The sequence below is a fragment of the Stenotrophomonas sp. P5_A8 genome, from assembly GCF_056400545.1.
In genome coordinates this window covers 1-4,346 of sequence record NZ_JBFULB010000320.1, presented here as the reverse complement: position 1 = coordinate 4,346, position 4,346 = coordinate 1, and the positions used below count along the sequence as shown (strand labels likewise).

Below are 4,346 nucleotides of genomic sequence, written 5' to 3'. Positions count from 1 at the left end.
GTGCAGAACTGGTACCCGGGCGATGAGAACGGCGTGGGCGGTATCTACAATTTCGTCACCAAGCGTGCCGAATGCCGTGGCGCGCGCAGCAAGGTGACCTGGACCCAGGTGGAAACCGGCTCGGCGATCACCTGGAAGTACCCCTCCTGCGTGCTGCTGGGCGACGACTCGGTGGGCGAGTTCCACTCGGTCGCGCTCACCCATCATCGCCAGCAGGCCGACACCGGCACCAAGATGATCCACATCGGCAAGCGAACCAAGAGCAAGATCGTCAGCAAGGGCATCAGCGCCGGTCGCGGCCAGAACACCTACCGTGGCTTGGTCAAGGTCGACCGCAACGCCGACGGCGCGCGCAATTACACCCAGTGCGATTCGCTGCTGATCGGCAAGAAGTCCGGCGCGCATACCTTCCCGTACATCGAGGTMAAGAACCCGAGTGCGACGGTGGAGCACGAGGCGACCACCTCCAAGATCTCCGACGACCAGCTGTTCTATTGCCGCGCACGCGGCATCGACCAGGAAAACGCCGTGTCGATGATCGTCGACGGCTTCTGCAAGCAGGTCTTCCGCGAGCTGCCGATGGAGTTCGCGGTGGAAGCCAAGAAGCTGCTGGAAGTCTCGCTGGAAGGGTCCGTGGGTTAACCCCACAGCCGCCTTCGTTTGAATTTTTCAGCCACGCATGGCGTGGCTCTACCCCGGATTCGTATCATGCTGAAGATCGACAACCTCCACGCCCGCATCGGCGACAAGGACATCCTCAAGGGCCTCTCGCTCGGCGTGAAGCCGGGCCAGGTGCACGCCATCATGGGCCCCAACGGCGCCGGCAAGTCCACCCTGGGCAACGTGCTCGCCGGTCGCGAAGGCTATGACGTCAGCGCCGACAGCGTGCAGTTCGAAGGCCGCGACCTGCTGGACCTGGCGCCGGAAGAACGCGCCGCCGCCGGCCTGTTCCTGGCCTTCCAGTACCCGGTGGAAATCCCCGGCGTGAACAACACCTACTTCCTGCGCGCCGCGCTCAATGCCCAGCGCAAGGCGCGTGGCGAGGAAGAACTGGATTCAATGCAGTTCCTCAAGCTGGTGCGCCAGAAGCTGGCCGTGCTGCACCTGAAGGACGAGCTGCTGCACCGTGGCGTCAACGAAGGCTTCTCCGGTGGCGAGAAGAAGCGCAACGAGATCTTCCAGCTGGCCGTGCTCGAGCCCAAGCTGGCGATCCTGGATGAAACCGACTCCGGCCTGGACATCGATGCGCTCAAGAGCGTGGCCGACGGCGTCAACGCGCTGCGCTCGCCGGACCGCTCGTTCATCGTGATCACCCATTACCAGCGCCTGCTGGACTACATCAAGCCGGACGTGGTGCACGTGCTGGCCGACGGCAAAATCGTGCAGACCGGTGGCCCGGAGCTGGCGCTGGAACTGGAAGCCCACGGCTACCACTTCCTGAAAGATCGCGTCGTTCCCGAGGCAGCGGTCTGATGAGCGTCCTGCTGGATTCCCTCGCCAGCGGCTTCTGCGGCAGCGACGCGCGTCGTGCCGAACTGGATGCCGCCCTGCAGGCCGGCCTGCCCGGCCCGCGTACCGAAGCCTGGAAGTACACCTCGCTGCGCCAGCTGGAGCGTCGCAGCTTCAGCCCCGCGCCGCTTGCGGCCGCCGAGGTCGATGCTGCGCTGCTGGCCGACATCCCGTCGCCGCGCCTGGTGTTCGTCAACGGCCGCCCGTCCGATGCACTGAGCGACCTGGGCGCGCTGCCCGCCGGCGTGCAGTTGCAGACGCTGTCCTCGGCACTGGCCGCCGGCGATGAAGCCCTGCGCTTCCTCGGCCGTCGTTTCGAGCGCAGCGAAGAAGTGTTCGCCCGCCTCAACGCCGCCCTTGCCGACGAAGGCGTGCTGGTGCGCGTGGACGAAGCTGCGAAGATCGACCTGCCGCTGCAGCTGGTGTTTGTCAGCGTGGCCGGCAGCGCCGACCTGGCCTGGCACCACCGCCACCTGATCGAGCTGCGCAGCGGCGCCGCGCTCGGCGTGGTCGAACATCACCTGCACGTCGGCGATGCCGCGCACCTGGGCAACACCCTGGTGCACGTGCACCTGGCCCAGGACGCCGTGCTCTCGCATGCCCGCGTGCAGGCCGACGCCACCCGCGCCACCAGCCTGCTGCGTACCGATGCCGTGCTGGCCCGCAACGCGCAGTACCGTCGCATCGACCTGGAACTGGGCGCCGCGCTCAGCCGCCACGAGTTCAACGTGCGCCTGGAAGGCGACAACGCCCAGTTGACTGCCAACGGCGTGCTGCTCGGCAATGGCCGTCGCCACGTCGACACCCGCTTGGGCATCGAGCACATCGCGCGCGATACCGCCTCGGAAATGGTGTGGCGTGGCGTCGCCGCCAACCGCAGCCGGGTGGTCTTCCACGGCGGCATCCACATCCGCGCCGGCGCCGATGGCACCGATGCCAACCTGTCCAACAAGAACCTGCTGCTGTCGGCCGACGCGGAGATCGATACCCAGCCCACGCTGGTGATCGACGCCGACGAAGTGAAGGCCGCGCACGGCGCCACCGTTGGCCAGCTGGACACCAATGCGCTGTTCTACCTGCGCTCGCGCGGCCTGCCCGCCGACCAGGCCCAGCAGCTGCTCAGTGCCGCGTTCTGCCATGAACCGCTGAACGCGCTCGACGCACGCCTGACCGAACAGCTGCGCCGCCAGCTCGACCTGGCCCTGGCACGGGCAGGCGTGGCATGAACCTGTCCACCCCGCGCCCGGCGGCCGATACCGTGGCGGCCCCGGACTGGGATCGCGTGCGCCTGGATTTCCCGCTGTTGATGCGCGAAGTGCACGGCAAGCCGCTGGTCTATTTCGACAACGCCAACACCGGCCAGAAGCCGGTGCAGGTGATCGGCGCGGTGGACGAGTTCTACCGCCGCTACAACGCCAACGTCAGCCGCGCCGTGCATGCCCTGGGCACCGAGGCCACCGACGCCTACGAGGGCGCACGCAACAAGCTCGCGCGCTTCCTCAACGTGCGCCCCAGCGAGCTGGTGCTATGCAGCGGCACGACCTTCGCGATCAACCTGGTCGCGTACTCGTGGGCGCTGCCGCGGCTGAAGGCCGGTGATGTCATCCTGGTCTCGCGCATGGAGCACCACGCCAACATCGTGCCGTGGCAGCTGGTCGCCGAGCGCACCGGCGCCACCCTCCGCGTGGCCGAGATCACCCCCGACGGTGCGCTCGACCTGGACGCCCTGCGTCGTGCCATGACCGCCGAGGTCAAGCTGCTGGCCGTGGCCCACGTCTCCAACGTGCTCGGCACGGTCAACCCGGTGCGCGAGATCTGCCGTGAAGCACGCAAGCGCGGCATCATCACCGTGGTCGACGGCTCCCAGGCCGTGCCGCACCGCAAGGTCGACGTGGCCGCCATCGGTTGCGACTTCTACGCCATCACCGGGCACAAGATGTGCGGCCCGACCGGCACCGGCGCGCTGTGGGCCCGCCGCGAACACCTCGACKCGATGCCGCCGTTCATCGGTGGCGGCGAGATGATCAAGGAAGTGAGCTTCGAGGGCACCGTGTTCAACGATGCCCCGCACAAGTTCGAAGCCGGCACCCCGAACATTGCCGGCTTCATCGGCCTGGGCGTAGCGGTGGACTACCTCGAATCCCTCGGCCTGGCGCACGTGGAAACCCGCGAAGCCGAGCTGCTGGCGCACTTCACCGAAGAGCTCAACAAGATTGACGGCCTGCGCATCTTCGGCACCACGCCGCACAAGGCGGCCGTGGTTTCCTTCCTGATCGAAGGCGCGCACGCGCACGACCTGGCCACCCTGCTCGACCTGGAAGGCGTGGCCATCCGCTCGGGGCAGCACTGCGCTCATCCGCTGCTGCAGTACTACGGCGTGGCCGCGACCTGCCGTGCCTCGCTGGCGTTCTACAACACGCATGAGGAGATCGAGCGCTTCATCGTGGCCTTGAACAAGGTGCGCAAGCTGCTGGGGTGAGGTGCAACACCCCCTTGGCAGCGAAACGCCGTGGCTTGCCACGGCGTTTTTGTTTTCCGGGTGGCCAGGCCGTTGGATCACGGCTGACTGCGCGAGGCCGTCCCGGCGCAGTCGCGCGGAACATGTCCCGCCAGCTCACGCGGCATTCCGCAGCGCCGCCCCGCTTCCCACGGTGCCCGACGACCGTTCGGCGCCCGTGGAACGGCGTTCCCGGTCGAATTCTTCATGCGCTGACGCGCAGCCCTATTCGGCCCGCGTGGCTTCCATCTGTACGTGGGCGATCTGGTCGGCCAACAACTGCGCCGAGGGATCGACCACGCTCGCCCGCTTCGCCGACGCCAACGCGTCCTCCAGCAAC

General features: G+C 67.3%; 4 protein-coding genes. All 4 read left to right on the top strand.

Going from position 1 to position 4,346, the window contains the following annotated elements; genetic code table 11:
• The coding region (locus AC1DQP_RS17190) for a SufD family Fe-S cluster assembly protein (protein ID WP_478052074.1) at window positions 1-642 on the top strand (642 nt) is incomplete at its 5' end.
• 66 nt (window positions 643-708) lie between these two features.
• A complete protein-coding gene (gene sufC / locus AC1DQP_RS17185; RefSeq protein ID WP_457319249.1) occupies window positions 709-1,473 on the top strand; it encodes a Fe-S cluster assembly ATPase SufC in 765 nt (254 codons plus the stop codon).
• Entirely contained in the window at window positions 1,473-2,735 is a 1,263-nt protein-coding gene (gene sufD, locus AC1DQP_RS17180; protein WP_256777479.1) for a Fe-S cluster assembly protein SufD, read from the top strand. The genes sufC and sufD overlap by 1 nt, the downstream gene beginning before the upstream one ends.
• Entirely contained in the window at window positions 2,732-3,988 is a 1,257-nt protein-coding gene (locus AC1DQP_RS17175) for a cysteine desulfurase (RefSeq protein ID WP_478052073.1), read from the top strand. The genes sufD and AC1DQP_RS17175 overlap by 4 nt, the downstream gene beginning before the upstream one ends.
• Window positions 3,989-4,346 lie beyond the last annotated feature (358 nt).